Origin of the sequence: Hymenobacter actinosclerus (genome assembly GCF_900111515.1) — a bacterium.
GTDB lineage: Bacteria > Bacteroidota > Bacteroidia > Cytophagales > Hymenobacteraceae > Hymenobacter > Hymenobacter actinosclerus.
The window spans coordinates 274,785-291,155 of the sequence record NZ_FOHS01000002.1; the positions used below are offsets into that span (position 1 = coordinate 274,785).

9 protein-coding genes are annotated in these 16,371 nt (G+C 66.4%); 2 read left to right on the top strand and 7 right to left on the bottom strand.

All coding sequences use genetic code 11. The annotated features are described in order from the left end of the window. Positions 1–201 precede the first annotated feature (201 nt). Positions 202–2,226 (bottom strand): ATP-binding protein, encoded by a 2,025-nt coding sequence (locus BMY67_RS19730; protein WP_092770115.1) that lies wholly within the window; start codon positions 2,224–2,226, stop codon positions 202–204. Between the two features lie 188 nt (positions 2,227–2,414). Further along, positions 2,415–3,659, bottom strand: a complete 1,245-nt coding sequence (locus tag BMY67_RS07595) for a carboxypeptidase-like regulatory domain-containing protein (RefSeq protein ID WP_092770117.1) — start codon at positions 3,657–3,659, stop codon at positions 2,415–2,417. A 193-nt stretch (positions 3,660–3,852) separates the two neighbouring features. Here BMY67_RS07595 and BMY67_RS07600 point away from each other — a divergent pair, with 193 nt between their 5' ends. Beyond that, on the top strand, positions 3,853–6,342 hold the full coding sequence (locus tag BMY67_RS07600) for an MG2 domain-containing protein (protein WP_092770119.1): 2,490 nt from the start codon (positions 3,853–3,855) through the stop codon (positions 6,340–6,342). Positions 6,343–6,468: 126 nt separating this feature from the next. Here the strand turns inward: BMY67_RS07600 and BMY67_RS07605 are convergent, their stop codons facing one another. Continuing rightward, positions 6,469–9,492, bottom strand: a complete 3,024-nt coding sequence (locus BMY67_RS07605) for a chemotaxis protein CheB (RefSeq protein ID WP_092770121.1) — start codon at positions 9,490–9,492, stop codon at positions 6,469–6,471. A 209-nt stretch (positions 9,493–9,701) separates the two neighbouring features. Here BMY67_RS07605 and BMY67_RS07610 point away from each other — a divergent pair, with 209 nt between their 5' ends. After that, on the top strand, positions 9,702–10,712 hold the full coding sequence (locus BMY67_RS07610; RefSeq protein ID WP_245745009.1) for a chemotaxis protein CheB: 1,011 nt from the start codon (positions 9,702–9,704) through the stop codon (positions 10,710–10,712). Between the two features lie 28 nt (positions 10,713–10,740). Here BMY67_RS07610 and BMY67_RS07615 read toward each other — a convergent pair whose 3' ends face one another. From BMY67_RS07615 to BMY67_RS07630, 4 genes are all read right to left on the bottom strand, one after another. Continuing rightward, positions 10,741–12,804 carry a tetratricopeptide repeat-containing sensor histidine kinase gene (locus tag BMY67_RS07615; protein WP_177189742.1) on the bottom strand — a complete coding sequence of 688 codons (2,064 nt, stop codon included), beginning with the start codon at positions 12,802–12,804 and terminating at the stop codon, positions 10,741–10,743. Between the two features lie 113 nt (positions 12,805–12,917). Further along, positions 12,918–13,469, bottom strand: a complete 552-nt coding sequence (locus BMY67_RS07620; RefSeq protein WP_092770127.1) for a TlpA family protein disulfide reductase — start codon at positions 13,467–13,469, stop codon at positions 12,918–12,920. Between the two features lie 33 nt (positions 13,470–13,502). Beyond that, entirely contained in the window at positions 13,503–13,880 is a 378-nt protein-coding gene (locus BMY67_RS07625; protein WP_092770129.1) for a cupredoxin domain-containing protein, read from the bottom strand. A 72-nt stretch (positions 13,881–13,952) separates the two neighbouring features. After that, positions 13,953–16,286: a heavy metal translocating P-type ATPase gene (locus BMY67_RS07630; protein ID WP_092770131.1), complete on the bottom strand. Its 2,334-nt coding sequence runs from the start codon at positions 16,284–16,286 to the stop codon at positions 13,953–13,955. Positions 16,287–16,371: the final 85 nt, after the last annotated feature.

The window sequence follows — 16,371 nt, forward strand, 5'->3', positions numbered from 1 at the left end:
GTTTTGGAGGCCTACAGCAATTTTCAGGTTGCGGTACAGGATGTAGAGATGCAACATGTTGCGTCTCGTCGTTGAACGGCTCAGTAGAACAGCATCAGCAACGATGAGACGCAACATGTTGCGTCTCTACATCCTGTTCATGAACTCGAAATTTGCGCTAGTTGCGCCGGTTGGGGCCCAAAACATCAACTCACTATTTCACTATCTCACCAGCTCACCCTGAAGCGGCAACTCAATTTCGATGGTGGTGCCCTGGGCGGGGGCTGAGGTGATGAGCAGCGTGCCGCCCAGCAGCTCGACGCGGTTGCGGATGCCGGCCAGGCCGATGCCGCCGCTGGCGGGCACCGGCGCGGGCACGAAGCCCACGCCGTCGTCGAGGATGCGGATGCGCAGCTGGCCGGGCTGTTGGGCCACGAGCAGCCTTACCTGGCGGGCCTGGGCGTGCTTCATCACGTTGTTGAGCAGCTCCTGCACAATGCGGTAAGCAGCCATCTGCACCGGCGGGGGCAGCGGAGCGTCCTCATCGGCCAGCCCTTCCAGCTGTAAGCTCAGGCGCAGCAGGCTGACGGGCACGCGGTCGGCCAGCTCGCGCAGGGCAGTGGGCAGGCCAAAGTCTTCCAGAATGCGGGGCGTGAGCTCGAAGGAGATGTTGCGGGTGGCCCGGATGGCTTCCTGCAACAGCTGCTGGCCGGCGCGCAAGGCTTCGGAGTCGGGTAGTTGGGTGAGGTGCAGGCGGGTGGCGTAGAGCAGCTGGCCCACACCGTTGTGCAAGGCTTCGGCAATGCGGCGGCGCTCCTCTTCCTGGGTGGTGAGGATGGCCGAAAGTACCAGCTGCTGCTGGCGCAGCTGCAGCCGGGTGGTTTCGGCCCGCTGCTGCTCGGGCTCGGTTATGTCGAGGGCAAACACCACGGCCTCGTTGCGCTCGGTGTCGAAAAAGCCGTAGCAATGGTAGTACACCTGCTCGCCGTCGAGTTCCGTCGTGCCCACAAAGTCAACCGACTCGCCGGTCAGCAGCCGGCGGTTGTGCTCACTGATGGTCGGGAAGCACTCGAAAACCGACTGGCCAACCAGCTCGTTGTCGGCCAGGTGCAGGCGGCGCAGGCCCGCGCCCACCAGCTCGCGGTAGCGGCCCTGGGTATCGAAACGACCCAGCAACACCGGCAAATGGCTCAGAATGCGCTCCAGCATCTGGGTTTTGTAGCTGAGCTCCTGCTGGGTGCGGTGGTGCTGGGTCCGGTCGCGCACCAGCCCCAGCAGGCAGCCCTGCGGGTGGGCCGGCCCGGGCGCCAGCACATGGCCCGTCAGGCTCAGGTGGCGGTCGGGCGCGCCGGCCTGCGGCAGGCGCAGCTCCAGGTCAACGTCGGCGGTGCGGGCCGTGGGCAGCTCCGCCAGCTGCCGGAGCCGGGGGCGATCGGCGGGGTGCAGCAGGGCGGCCAGCGTGTCGGCGGGGCGGGGGGCGGCGGCGTAGGGCAGCCCCCAGATGGCCTGGGCGCGGACATCGGCCTGCCACTGGTCGGTGGCAAAGTCCCAGCTGACTACGCCCATGGCGGCCGCGTCGAGGGCCTGGCGCAGGCGCTGCTCGCTTTCGGCCAGGGCCCGGGTGGCGCGCTGCTGCTCCGTTACGTCGAGCAGCGCCAGGCGCACCAGGGGCTGGTCGGTGAGGGCGTGGTGGGCGCTGCTGGCTTCGAGGCGCAGCTCCAGGGGCTGGCCATCGGGGCGCACCAGGGTTAGCGTAACGGCGTGGCGGGCCGCGTCGGCGGGGTCGGTGGCCAGCACCCGGGCCAGAAAGTCGGCGAATTCGGGGCGCTGCCGGGGCTCCACGAACAGGGCCAGCCGGCGGCCCTGCAGCTGCTGGCGCACCAGGCCCAGCAGCTGGGCCGTGCGCAGGTTCAACTGGCGCAGCGTGCCGGCCGCATCGAGCGTGCAGTAGCCCACGGGTGCAAATTCGTACAGGTCGAGGTACTGGGCGCGGCTGGCTTCGGCTTCGGTTTGGGCCAGCAGCAGCTCCTCGTACTGCATTTCCAGCTCAATCTGGTGCACCTGCAGCTCCTGCACCAGCCGCTGCATCTCGGCCGGCGTTTCGGGCGGCGGGCTCTGCGTAACCAGCCGCCGCCGCTCGGCCCGCGCCCGCAGCTCGCGCAGGGCCTCGCCCGCCGCTGAAGAAGCCGGCTCTAATGCATCGTAGTCAGCCCCGGAGTCGGCGGGATAAGGCGGTAAGTTGGACACTGGGGCACGGGCTAGGAAGGCGGGGGTATAAGTAAATATACGCCTATCCAAGTCATGCTGAGCAGCCAGTCAGGGTAAAATACGTCTGGATGACCGTCGCAATCAGGTACCGAGGAGGAATGGGCGGCAACGCCGCTGCCCGCCACGCGCCGCTGCGGCCGGCTGTATATTTAGCGTGGCCATGACCCTCAGCGAAGCTGGGCGGGAGAATAATCTAGGGGCAGTGCTTCACCAACCCTCTCGAAGGCCCAATACCCGTCAAGTTTCACGCTCAGCGGATTAGTTAGGTAGCCATTGGGCTGAATGATGGCGGCCGGTCCCAACTGGCGCAGGTCCGATACCTCCAACACGGGGCCATTTGGTTGCGCTTTGCGCGCAACCGCAGCACTCAGATTGGGCTGCAATTGATTGCTGGCTGCCTCCCGCAACGCGGCGTGGCTGGCGGCCAGCGTTAGGGCCACATACTGGGCATCGGGTTGTTCGCCCTGGTAGGTTACCCGCAGATCGGAGTTACTCCGAAATCGCACCTTCCCGGTAGCGGCCAACGATTCGGCTTGGCAAATTTGAGCGGCGCTTAGCGCCTGCTTGTAGACGAAGGCTACCACGCCCGATGCGGGCGTAAAAACGGCGGCCAGCGAATCAGATGCCTGCTTAAGCCGAAGCTGAAGTGGTGCTGAGTTGGGCTCGGTTACCAACCTCTGCACCAGAAATCCCTCCTGGGCAATCTGGTCTTCGCGCACGCTTCGCAGAAAGTGCGGAAATGAGCCGGCATAGGCTTTGCGCCGGTTGGCTTCCCAGCGCTGCTGTTGGTCATTTGTGCCTTTCAGTTCTTCAAATACCGGCGCGGCTACAAATGTGAGGCGGCTGCTGGCGTAGTTGACTTTGAAATCGAAGCGGTGGTAGGTAATGCGGTAGCCCAGGGCCTGGTTGATAACCGCCAGCTGCCGGGGCGCTATGGCGGCCAGCTCCTGCTGGGCTGCGTCGAACACCACCACCACATCGTCGGGGTTTTCGATGCGGCACTGCTGGGCAAAAGCGCTGGACCCGAAAAACTGCTTGGTGAATCGGCGGTAGTCGGCCGGCCGGTTTTTGGTAGGTCGGATCACTACCTCGCTCAGGCTCGCAGAAGGCTTTAAGCTGGGAGCGAGTGTAGTGGACTGCTGCAGGGGCAGGGCTTTGGTATAAAGCTCGTAGCCGACGTATGAAACCGTAAACTCGTACTGCCCGGCCGGCATTCCGGCCAGCACGAAATGGCCCGTCGAATCGGTGGTGGTACCATAGGTGGTATTGGCCAGAAACACGGTGGCAAATGGCAGCGGCTGCCGGGTAAGCGCATCGCGCACCTGCCCGTCGAGCCGGAGCTGGCTCCAGGCGGGCTGCTGAACCAGCAGCGTGAGCAGCAGCAGGCCCGTAGTAATAAATGATAAGCGCATAGCAGACGGGGAGTAAGGAAGAAGGGAAGCAATTATACAAAAAAATGCTGCTTCTTTGGCCCGCCGGATAGCCGGCCCGCTAATATCCGGTGGCCGGCCCAGGGCACCTGCCCAGGCAAGCTGGGCCCTGTCATTTCTTACCGGTTTCCTGCCCAATTATCGTTACATCTACACCTTACAACTGGCCATCCGCATGCCGCTACCGAAACGTAACCGCTTAACCGGCTGGCTGGCGGGTTGCGCCTGCCTGCTTACCGTTGCCGCTTTTCAGCTGCCATCCCAGGACAGCCCCTTCCGGCAGATTATAAAAAGCCTGGCCAATTTCTACGCAACAACGCTGCCCGAAAAGGTGTACCTGCACCTCGACCGGCCGTACTACGCCAGCGGCCAAACGGTCTGGTTTAAGGCCTACGTGGTCGAGGCCGACTCGCACCGCCCCGACACGTTAAGCAAGATTCTCTACGTAGAGCTGGTATCGGCCCGGCAGGCTGTTGTAGCGCGGCGCCTGCTGCGCCTGGAAGCCGGAGTGGCCCCCGGCGACCTTGCCCTGCCCGACACGCTGCCCGCGGGCACCTACCAGCTGCGCGCCTACACCAACTGGATGCGCAATGCCGGCCCGGCGTTTTTCTTCAGCCGGCCGCTGGCGGTGCTCGACACGCGGGGCAGCCTGCCTGCACCGCCAGCCACGGCCGCTAAAACCGACCTGCAGTTCTTTCCCGAAGGCGGTAATTTAGTGGATGAGCTGGAAAGCGAAGTAGGCTTTCGGGCCGTAGACGCGCAGGGCCGGGGTGTAGCCGTGCAGGGTACCATCCTGGATGCACGCGGGCAGGAGGTGGCCCGCTTCCGGAGCCAGCATGCGGGTATGGGTACTTTTCGGCTGACTCCCGCCCCGGGCCAGCGCTACCGGGCGGTGGTAACCGGCCCGGGCGGCACCCGGGCCGAGTACGCGCTGCCCGCCAGCGAGCCTGCCGGCTACGTGCTGCGCGTAAGCGAAACGGACGCCGATTTTATGGTAACCATCCGGCGGCGGCCGGCTCCGGGCGAGGCCCCGCCGGCGGGCCCCGCCCTGCTGCTGGGCCAGGTGCGCGGCCAGGTAAGCTACGCAGTGCAGGTGGCGGGCGCCGGCGCTACGCCCGTAGCCGTCCGCCTGCCCAAGGCAAAATTTCCGGCCGGCCTCGCCCACCTGACCCTGTTCGATGAGCAGGGCACGGCCCAGTGCGAGCGGCTGGTGTTCGTGCCCAACCCGCCCGGCGTGCGCCTGGCCCTAACTTCCGACAAGCCCACATACGGCCCGCGCGAAGCCGTGCGCCTGCGCCTGAAAGCCACCGACGCCGCCGGCCAGCCGGTAGCCGGGCAGTTTTCGGTGGCCGTTACGGCTGGCTCGCCCACGGAAACCACCGGCCCGACCATTGTTTCGCACCTGCTGCTGAGCTCCGACCTGGTGGGACCGGTAGAAGCGCCCGAGTATTACGTCCAGGAGCCGCAGACGCCCGAAATCCGGCAGGCCCTCAACGCCCTGCTGCTGACGCAGGGCTGGCGGCGCTTCGTGTGGAAGGCCCTGCTGGCCGGCCCGCTGCCGGCGCCCGGGTTTCTGCCCGAGCAGGCCCTGACCGTGAGCGGCCAGGTGCTGACTGCGGCCGGCCAGCCCGCCGTGCGTACCGTTTCGTACCTGCAGACCAACCCCACCCGCGAGGCCCGCATGCAAACGGAGGCTGACGGGCGCTTCCGGTTCCGGGGCCTCGACGGCCTGGATACCACCCAGGTAATGCTGCGCGCCCAGACCGTGAAGGGCGAGCGGGAACTGATGATCCGGCTGCTGGCCCCGCCGGCCATCGAGCCGCTGGTGCCCGCTACGCCGCTGGCGGCCCCGGGCAGCCCGGCAGCCGCCGCCCTGGCCGCTTACGCCCGGGCCAGCCAGCAGCAGCGCGCCGACGAAAAACTCGTTGTTAAAGGAGCCGTTGCCCTGGGCAACGTGGATGTGCGCGGCAACCGGGTTAAAGTAACCGATGATGTTATCCGGCCTTACGCCGTTAATAGTGCTGCGGTGGTGCTGGATGTGAGCGACCTGAAGGCCAAAGGCGACAGCCGCACCGTGATGCAGTACCTGCAGGGACGCGTAGCCGGGGTAACCATTACCGGCGGGCACGCCAACATCCGCAACGCGCTGAACTTGGCCGACGGCAGCAAAATCGAAGCCCTGTATGTAATTGACGGGGTTATTGTTCCGGCCGAAGTGATTGCCAACTACCCCATCGGGGAAGTGCAAAGCATTGATGTCATGAAGCAAAGCGCGGCTGGCCTTTTTGGTACTCAGGGTGCGGGCGGCGTTATTGCGGTGCATTCGCGCACGAAAGGCATATTGCTCGACCCGAACCCGAAAGATGCCTTTATGGCGGCCCGCACCGGCGTGCTGTCGGTGCAGGTGCCCGGCTACTACCGGGCTCGTGAGTTCTACGCCCCGCGCTACGAGGCGGCCGCATCGGCAGCCAAGCCCGACCCGCGCTACACTACGCTCTACTGGGCCCCGATGGTGCAAACTGATGCCAGCGGGCAGGCGCAGCTATCCTTTTATACCTCCGACGCGGGGGGCAGCTTCAACGCAATTGGCGAGGGCCTGAGCACCCAGGGCACGCCCCTGCACGGCAGCACCAGCCTGAACGTGCAACTGCCCGCCGCCCGCTAGCGCCGCCTTATCCGGCCGGCGCGGTTGCCAGAGCACCGGCCAGCAAGACGCAGGCCCAGCAGGTTGCACCAGACTTGTGCGGGCGGGCGCTCGCACAAGTCTGGTGCAAGCGCCCTGGTCCAGCCGTTAGTCAATCACCTCCAGCCCCAGCAGCACGTGGCCGGTGGGCTGGCCGGCACTGATCAGGCGGCGGGCAAAGGCGCGCACGGGCCGGCCGGTGGGGCCCGGCAGGCGTAGGTTGTCGAAGGCCTCGCCCGTGCCGCTGAACAGGGCCTGCAGCTGCTCACTGAGCGCGGCATGGTTCCAGTCGGCGGGGCCGAGGGCTGCCAGGGGCTGGCCCCGCAGCCGGGCCGCATCGAGCTGAAACTGCTGAGCCAGCGTCTGGCTCACCGTCTGGATAGTGAGCGTGCTGTCGAGCACCAGCAGCGGCTCATGCATGGTTTCGATGATGCTTTCGGCCAGGCGGGTGCTTTCGCGCAGGCGGGCCTCCAGGTGCTTGAGGCCCGATACCTCGGTAAACGTGAGCACGGCTCCGCTGATGTAGTTGTCGAGGGTGCGGTAGGGCAGAATGCGCATCGCAAACCACTCGTTGGCCGTCGTTTCGATGGTCGCCTCCACGCTGGTCAGGCGGTCGATTACCTGGCGCACGTCCTGGGCCAGCGTTTCGTAGCGCAGGGTGCTGGCAAAGTGCGTGATGGGCCGGCCCACGTCGGCGGGCTGCAGGTGCATGATGCGGTTCATGGTGGGCGTGAAGCGCTTGATGACCATGTCGTTGTCGAGGAACACGGTGGCAATTTCCGTGGCATCGAGCAGGTTCTTCATGTCGTTGGCGGCCTGGCTCAGCTCCTCGGTCTTGCTCAGGTACTGCATGTTAAGCGTCATTAGCTCCTCATTCAGGCTCTGCATTTCCTCCTTGTTGGTCATGGCCTCCTCGTTGGTGCTCTGCAGCTCCTCGTTGGCGCTCTGCAATTCCTCGTTGGTGCTTTTGAGCTCCTCCAGGCTGCTTTCCATCTCCTCGATGGTGGTTTGCAGGCGGTGCTTGGTGTACTTGAGCTCCTTGTCGAGGGCCTCCACCACGCCGTCGCGGCCGGCCTCGGTGGGGCGGACTTTGGCCGTGCGGATTTTTTTGGGCGTGGGCTGGTCTTCGAAGGCCACCAGCAGCAGGCCGGCCAGCTGCTCGGGCTGGTCGAGGTAGTGCACCGTGAGGCGCAGCAGCTGGTAGCCGGCGTCGGTTTTCACCTGCACCTGCTCGGCGACCACCGTCTGGCGGGTGGTGCTGGCCTGGTGCACGGCGGCGCTCAGCTCGTAGTTGAGCTCCTCGCGGGCCATTTCGAACAGGTTGAGCCCGCCCAGGCCGGGGGCCGGTTCGAGGTAGCGGCCGGTGCGCCCGTTCACGTACAGGATTTCGCCCTTGGTATTGATGACCACGGCCGGGGGCGTGTAGGTGCGCAGCAGGGTTTTCTGGACCAGGGCGGCGAAGGGCCCGCTTTTGCGGGGCGACGAAGAGCTCATAGGAAGGGTAGCACCCGCGGCCGTGGCCGGGTGTTGCGCGAGGCCGAAGGGGAAGTTGGCGAGCCGGCTAATGGAAGCCGAGGCGTCGTTGCGCCGCGAAATTTTCCACTTAATATCCAGCGGAATAAACAAATCCTGGTAGCCGGTCAGGTTTTCGCTGGGGCCCAGAAACAGCAGCGCGCTGGGGTTGAGGGCGTAGTGAAACACGGGCAGCAGGTTTTTCTGCAGCTCGGCCGACAGGTAAATCAGCAGGTTGCGGCAGCAGAGCAGGTCGAGCTTGGTGAAGGGCGCATCCTTGGTCAGGTTGTGCACGGCAAAAATCACCACGTCGCGCACTTCCTTGGTTATCTGGTAGCTGCCGTCGGGCTGGCGCACAAAAAAGCGCCGCAGCCGCTCCGGGCTCACGTCGGCCGTGATGCTGGCCGGGTAGAGGCCGGCGCGGGCAAAGTCGATGGCCGCCGGGTTGATGTCGGTGGCGAAAAGCTGGATTTTGAGGTACTGGGTGGGGGCAATGCTGTCGAGGCCTTCGAGCAGCAGCATGGCCAGCGAGTAGGCCTCCTCGCCGGTCGAGCAGCCGGGCGCCCAGGCCCGCACCACGCTGTCGGCGGGCTTGCCGCGCAGCAGCGGCGGCAGCTGCCGCTGCAGGGCCTGGAAGGCGTCGGCGTCGCGGAAAAACTTGGTGACGCCAATCAGCAGCTCCCGGAACAGGGCCTCCACCTCGGCCGGATTTTCCTGCAGGTAGCGCACGTAGTGGGTGAACTCCTGAATCTGGTGGGCGTTCATGCGCCGCTCGATGCGCCGGAATACGGTGTTGCGCTTGTAGAAGCTGAAATCGTGGCCGGTCTGGGCCCGGATCAGGACAAATATTTTCTGCAGGGCGTGGGCCGGCTGCGAAACCGATTCGGCCTGCTCGCGGCGGGGGCGGGCCAGCAGGGGCTTGTGCAGGTACTCGATCAGTTTGGCCGGCAGCTGGCCGGCGGGCAGCACATAATCGACGAATTCGGTGGCAATGGCCGAGCGGGGCATGGCGTCGTACTCGGCCGTTGCGGGGCTCTGCACCATCACCATACCGAAATTTTCCATCACCATTTTCAGGCCCAGCGTACCGTCGGCGCCCATGCCCGAGCAGATAATGCAAATGGCCCGCGCGCGCGCATCCTTGGCCAGGCTCTGGAAGAAAAAGTCGATGGGCAGGCGGTGGCCCCGGGCCTGGATGGGCTGAAACAGCAGCAGCGTGCCGTGCAGCAGGCCCAGGTCGCGGTCGGGCGGAATTACGTACACGTGATTGGGCCGCAACTTCAGGCCATCGGTGGCTTCGCGCACGGGCATGGGCGTGAAGCGCTGGAGTACGGCCGGCAGCTCGCTGGGCTGGTCGGGGGCCAGGTGCATTACCACCACGAAGGCCATGCCGGGGGCAGCGGGCAGGGCCCGGAAAATGGCTTCGAAGGCCTGCAGCGAGCCAGCCGAGCCGCCCAGCCCCACAACCGGAAATTTGTCGGCCGCGTTTTCCTGGCGCTGGGCCAGGCGCAGCTGCCGGGGGCTTACCTGGGTTTCCACGGGCGGCGCCTCCACGCCAATGGGGGCCTTGGGGTCCTGGTTTTCCTGGTCTTCGGCGTAGGCGGGGGCAGCATCGGGCATGGGCGGGCACGAACCGGGAAGAAGGGGCGGGCCCGGCCATGCCCAAAGCTAAGCAGGATGGTAGGGAGTTAGGCGTTGCAGGTCTTGAGCTGAGGGGTGAAAACACTGGTTGGGCAAGCGCCACCATAACAAAGCCGGCGGGGGGCAACGTATGCGAAAAGGGTACGGACAGCCCGTATCGGCTCTTTTTTCTGTCTTCTGTGGATTATATGCTTCCGGAAAGCCCTGCTTATCTGATGGTTATTGGCACTTCGGCGGGCGGCATGCCCGCCCTGGTCCGGCTGGTAGGCCAGCTGCCGGCCGATTTGCCGGCCGCCGTGCTGGTGGTGCAGCATTTGGCCCCGCATTCGTCGGGCGAACACCTGGTCGAGCGGCTGGCCGCCGCCACCCCGCTGGCCTGCTCGCTGGCCGCCGACGGGCAGGCGCTCGAAGCCGGCCACCTCTACCTGGCCCCGCCCGACCGCCACCTGCTGGTGCGCGACGGGCACCTGCTGGTAACCAAGGGCCCGCGCGAAAACAACTTCCGGCCCGCCGTCGATGCGCTGTTCCGCTCGGCGGCGGCCCACCACGGGGCGGCCGTGGTGGGCGTGGTGCTCACGGGCCTGCTGCACGACGGCACGGCCGGCCTCGAACAAATCAAGCGGGCGGGTGGCCAGGCCGTGGTGCAGGACCCGCTGGAGGCCGAATTCCCCAGCATGCCCGAAAGCGCGTTGAGCAACGTGGAAGTCGATTACGTGGCCCCGCTGGCCGAAATGGGCGCGCTGCTGACCCGGCTCGTGAGTGCCCCGCCCCGTCCGGCCGGGCCCATTCCTGAGGATATCAGGCTGGAAGCCGCCATTGCAGAAAGAATTGTGGGCACAACCGAGCAGATTGCCCGGCTCGGCACGCCCGCCCCGCTGAGCTGCCCCGGCTGCGGGGGCGCGCTCTGGCAGCTCAACGAGGGCAACATCACGCGCTTCCGCTGCCACACGGGCCACGCCTACACCCTGGGCACGCTGCTCGACGATTCGCGCCAGAGCCTGGAGGAAACCCTCTGGGTAGCCATGCGCATGATGGAGGAGCGCAAAAACCTGCTTCGCAACCTGGCCAACCAACCGGGCGCCGCCGGGGCCAGCGAGGCCCAGCTCGAACGCATTGCCGAGCTCAAAAACCACGTCAACCGCCTGCGCGAGTTCCTGCTGAACGGCTCTGGTTCTGGCCCTGACTCAGCTGTCAGCTGATAGCTATGAGCTGTTAGCTTCCGTTCACTCAGCTATCAGCCGGCACTGCCGGCAGCGGCAGTACGATGCAGTACTCGGTGCCGCGGCCGGGCTGGCTGCTGACGCTGAGCGTGCCGCCGTGGCCGCGGGTAATCAGGTCGTGGCTCAGGGCCAGGCTGAGGCCGTTTTCGCTGCCGCCCGGGAAGCGCTGGAACACCGTCAGCAGCGTTTCGGGTGGCAGCCCCTCGCCGTTGTCGCGCACTCTTATTTCGACGCTGGCCGCCGTGCGGCGGGTGGTCAGCTCAATCTGGGGCACGTAGTCTTCGTCGGGCTGGCGCTGGCGCTGCGCCACGGCCTGCAGGGCCGCGCTGAATACGCCCACCAGCGCCCGGCCCAGGTCCTGGCGCACCACCATCAGGCGCTCCAGCGTGGGGTCGGGGTGCAGCAGCAGGGCCGCGCTGAAGTAGCGGTTCTTGGCGCGCAGATCGTGGTATACCAGCCGCAGGTACTCCTCGGCCAGGGCGTTGAGGTCGGTGAGCTGCCGGGCCCCGCCGCCGCCCTGCGAGTACTCCAGCATGCCGCGCACCACCGAGTCGGCCCGCTGGCCATACTGCACAATGTGGCTCTGGTTCTGGTGCAGCGAATCGAGCAGCTTATCGGTTGCCACCTGCTGCTCGGGGGGCAGCGGCAGCTGGTTGAGCTGCTGGCGCAGCTCGTCGCAGAGCTCCGTGCTGGCCGCCGCGTAGCGCCGCAGCAGGCTCACGGGGCGCTGAATCTCGTGGGCCACGCCCGACATCAGCTCGCCCAACGAGGCCATCTTCTCGCGCAGCACCAGCTGGCCCTGGGTTATTTTGAGCTCCTTCAGGGTCTGCACCAGATTGTCGCGCTGGGTGGTCAGCTCGCCGGCCTGCTCGCCGAGCTGGCGGTGCAGTACCTCGAGGCGGCGGGTGGCGTGCCGCTGCTGGCGGTTGCGCCGCCACAGCAGCAGCAGCGCCAGCAGCAGCAGCCCGGCCCCAACCCCCAGCGCGCCAATGCGCAGGCGGTCGAGCAGCTCGGCGCGCTCGGCTTCCAGCTCCAGCAGCCGGGTGTGCTCGTTGAAGGCAATGGCATCGAGCTGCTTGATGCGTCGCGGATTGAAAAGGCTGTCCTGGGCCGCCAGCAGCACGTGGGTGTAATACAGGGCGCTGTCGGGCTGCTGGCGGGCTTCGTAGGCCTGCATGAGCATGCTGCTGTTGCGGACTACGCCCACCACGTAGGGCAGGCTGGCGGCCAGCACCAGGGCCCGGCGGGCATACCAGATGCTGGAATCGCGCTGGCCCTGACCGGCATACAGCTCGGCCAGGTACTGGTAGGCCCTGCTGACACTGCGCTGGTCGTTTTCGGGGCCGGCGGCCTGGGCGCTGCGCCGGTAGTAGGCCAGGGCCGCCCGCGGCTGGTTCTGGGCCAGCTGGAGCAGGCCCAGCTCGCGCAGCACGTAGGGGGCGGGGTCGCCCCAGCAGCTCCAGGTCTGGCGGCGGTGGCCGGTGGTCAGCTGCCAGGCCTGGTTGAGGTAGAAAGCGGCCGAATCGTAGCGGCGCATGCCCTCGTAGCTGGCCCCCAGGTTGGTTATCACGCTGATAAGCTGCGAGGTATCGGTGGTGCCGGCCTGCTGGTAGTGGCGCAGGGCCCGGACCGAGTAGCGCAGCGAAGGGCGGTAGTCGTCGAGGGCAAAGTAGAGCAACCCGGTTTGGTTGAGCGTGCGGGCCGTGCCCTCCAGGTCGTGGGCCGCTTCGTTGAGGCGCAGCGCGGCCAGGTTCAGGCGCAGGGCCTGCGGCAGGTTGCCCCGGTCGCCGGGCAGAATGGCCAGCCGCGACAGGCAGCGACCTTCGCCCCGCATGTAGCCGATGTGCCGGGCCAGGCGCAGGCCCTGGTGGGCGTAGTAGCTCACCGAATCGAAGTGCGAGTAGCGGTAGGTGGCAGCTAAATCGGCCAGCAACAGCACCCGGGCCGTGTCGGTGGTGGCGCGGGCCAGGGCCAGCTGCAGCGGCCGGGTCTGCGGACTCTGTGCCAGCCCGGCCATTGGCCGCAGTAGTAAACCCGTTAGCAGGAAAGTCCACAGGAAGGAACGGAGCATGGGGAAAGGTAAGTTTCCTGCCGGCATTATCCTAATGGCGAATCAGCCCGAATCGGCCTCCCGCGGGGTCAGAGCCAGTAAACTGCTCATCAGCAGGGCACTGCCTGTCGTTCTTACCGCTGCGCCGCCAGCCGCGCCAGCGCCTGCCGGAACTCGGGCGTATCGTAGTCGACCTGGCCTTCGTAGCGGGCCGCCACCCGCCCATCCGGACTCAGAATAATAGTAGTCGGAATGATGGGTGAGTTGAAGGGTGGGGGCAGGGGCGCGGCCGGGAAGTACACCGGCAGCCGCAGGCCGTGGCGCTGCCCGAATTTGAGGGCCTTGGCCGGGTTCTGGTCCAGTGAAATCAGCACGAAGGCTATTTTGCTGGTATCCACCCGTGCGGCCAGGGCCTCAATGCCGGGCAGCTCGGCGCGGCAGGGCGCGCACCAAGTGGCCCACAGGTTCACGAACACGGCCTTGCCCCGGAATTTGTTCAGGTCGAGCGGCCGGCCATCGGCCGCGACCAGCTGCAAGCCGCCCACCGCGGCATGGCTTCCGGCGGGCCCTATGGGCGAAGCTGAAGCCGCGCCTACGACGCCGGACCCCACGGGCGGCAGGCGGGTGAACGAAAGCAGCAGCAATGCCCCCAGAGGCAGCCAGTTAAGCAGGGCTTGGCGAGTCATCCGCAAAATCTGAAGAATAAGAGGTGGCCCCGGCTACTTCACCACCAGACTGCCGCGTAGCATGCCCATGCCGCAGGTAAACGGGTAGGTGCCGGCCTTGTCGGGCCGCAGCTCAATGGTGGTGGTCTGGAAAGCCGGCAGCTCGCGGCGGATGCCGAAGTCGGGCAGCAGCAGCTCCTCCGAACAGCTGGCCGTTTCGTCGCGGTAGAAGTTGAGCTGCACGGGCTGGCCCTGCTGCACCTCAATCGTGTCGGGCGAGTAGCCGCCTTTCACCTTTATATCTACCTGCTGCATCCCGCCGCTGCCCGCCACGGCGGTGGCAGTCCGGTGCGGCGCGGCAAAGAAAAACCAGCCCACCAAGCCAATCAGGCCCGTGCCGAGCAGGGTAACGATGATTTGGGACGTGTCCATTGGTTGAAGTCGAAAGAGGAGAAATAGGCCGTCATGCTGAGCACCGCCGAAGCATGACCGGTAGCATACTGATTACTGCACCTTAAATCCGCGCAAGCGCAGCGAGTTGGTGAGTACCGATACCGAGCTTAGGGCCATGGCGGCGGCGGCCAGCATGGGCGAGAGCAGCCAGCCGGTGAAGGGGTAGAGCAGGCCGGCCGCAATCGGGATGCCCAGGGTGTTGTAGACGAAGGCGAAAAACAGGTTCTGGCGAATGGTGCGCACGGTTTGGCGCGAGAGGGCAATGGCCGTGACTACGCCCTGCAAATCGGAGCGCATGAGCGTGATGCCGGCCGCCTCCATAGCCACGTCGGTGCCGCCGCCCATGGCCAGGCCCAGGTCGGCGCGGGCCAGGGCGGGCGCGTCGTTGATGCCGTCGCCTACCATGGCCACGGTGCGGCCCTCGGCCTGCAGCTCCTGCACTTTACTGGCTTTGTCGGCGGGCAGCACTTCGGCGAAGAAGCGGGTGATGCCGACCTGCCGGGCTACTTTCTCGGCCGTCTGGTAGTTATCGCCGGTCATCATCACCACTTCCAGGCCCTGGCTCTGCAACTGGTGGATGGCCGCCGCCGAAGTGTCGCGCACGGTGTCGGCCACGCCCACCAGGGCCACTGCCCGCCCGTTTGTGGCGGCATACAGCACGGTGCGGGCCTGAGCCAGCAGCCCGGTGGCGGCCTGCTCCAGCTCGGAACTCAGCGTGATGCCGTTCTCTTCGAGCAGGCGGCGGTTACCAATGAGCACAGTCTGGCCGGCTACGGTTGCGCCGGCCCCGCGGCCTTGGTGGGCCACAAAGTCGGTGGCTTCGGCGGGCCCGGTTGGCGCCTCGCTCTGCTGCTGGCCGGCGTAGCGCACCAGGGCAGCGGCCAGCGGATGCTCGCTGCGGCGCTCCACGGCCGCCAGCAGCGGCAGCAGGGCAGGGGCTTCGGTACCGGCGGCGGTAATGAACTCGGTTACTTCGGGCTCGCCTTTGGTGATGGTGCCGGTCTTGTCGAGCAGCACGGTATCTACCTGGTAGGCTTTTTCGAGGGCCTCGGCGTTGCGGATGAGCACGCCGTGGCTGGCGCCCAGGCCCGTGCCCACCATAATGGCCGTGGGCGTGGCCAGGCCCAGCGCGCAGGGGCAGGCAATAATGAGCACCGACACGAAGCTAGTGAGGGCCAGCGGCAGGCGGCGGGCGGGGTCGGCCACATCAAACCAGACCACGAACGTGGCCAGGGCCAGCATAATCACCACCGGCACAAACACGGCGCTGACTTTATCGGCCAGCCGCTGAATGGGGGCGCGGCTGCCCTGGGCATCTTCCACCAGCTTCACAATCTGGGCCAGCACGGTGTTGGTGCCCACCTGACTCACGCGGAAGCGGAAGGCCCCGGTTTTGTTGATGGTAGCCCCGAACACGGCGTCGCCCACCGATTTATCGACCGGCAGACTCTCGCCGGTGAGCATGGATTCGTCGAGGGCCGAGCGGCCTTCCAGGATGATGCCGTCGGTGGCCACCTTCTCGCCGGGACGCACCAGCACCTCGTCGCCGGGGCGCACCTGCTCCAGCGGCACGTCCACTTCCTGGCCGTTGCGCACTACACGGGCCGTTTTGGCCTGCAACCCGATGAGGGCCTTGATGGCGGCCGAGGTTTTGGCCTTGGCGCGGCTTTCGAGCACCTTGCCCAGCAGAATCAGGGCAATGATGGTGGCCGTCGTGTCGTAGTAGACATCGGGCGCGAGGCCGTGGCGCTGGAAGAAACCGGGCGCCACGGTGGCGGCCAGGCTGTACAAAAAGGCTGCGCCGGTGCCCACGGCAATCAGCGTATCCATGCTCGCGGTGCGGTGGCGCAGCCCGTTCCAGGCCGACACGTAGAACTCGCGGCCGCTGTAGAGCAGGACCGGAAGCGTGAGCAGCAGCAGCCCGTAGTTGAGCAGTGGCATCGAAATCCGGGCCATCAGCGCGGGCCAGAGCATGAGCATACTCAGCGGCATGATGACCACGGCCAGCCCTACGGCTACCTGAAAGCGGCGCTTGAGGTCGTGGCAGGCCTGGGCTTTGCGCTCAGCCAGTTCCTCATCGGCGGCCAGCACGTTGGGGGCGGCCGGGGCCTGGGGCTCGAACACGCGGTAGCCGGCCTGCTCGACGGCCGCCTTCAGGCCGGCGTGGTCGATCTGGTCGGGCGCGTACTCGACGGTGGCCTTCTCGGCGGCCAGGTTCACGGTGGCCTGCACCACGCCGGGCGTGCGGCGCAGGGCCTTCTCCACGAAGTTGGAGCAGGAGGCGCAGGTCATGCCCTCGATGTTGAGCGTTTCGGTGCGCGGGGCCGGGCCGGCAGCGGGCCGGGGCGGGGTGCCGGCGGCCGGGGTGGGGGCAGAAGTATCCAAGGCAGTTAGGCTAAAGCGGGGGAAAGGCCGGGCGCCCGGGGGCGAGCGGCTACTCTATAAACCCCGAATCACCCCCAAAAGATGT